Origin of the sequence: Pedobacter sp. Leaf41, assembly GCF_001422545.1 — a bacterium.
In the GTDB taxonomy this organism is placed as follows: Bacteria; Bacteroidota; Bacteroidia; order Sphingobacteriales; family Sphingobacteriaceae; genus Pedobacter.
Map to the genome: position 1 here is coordinate 1 of NZ_LMLE01000008.1, position 277 is coordinate 277.

Here is a 277-nt window from a genome sequence, read left to right on the forward strand (position 1 = left end):
CTTTGTACATAATTGCGTATAAAACTCAGGATAACTTAAACTCGACGTCGCTTAAAGCTTGAAGAACTAGAATTTCGTCTTCTATATTTTTGATTCAGAAAAACACAASCGCCTGCAATTTCGACTTTGCTTTTCCACCTAATAAGGCCAACGMAGAACATGTCCGTTAACCTTCAATSCGGCCTGACAAATTCTTGGGGATGCACGGTAAARGCCTAAGCAGAAACTTGAATACAAAAACGGCGTAGCCCTCATGAATACCAATAAAAAAATAAAT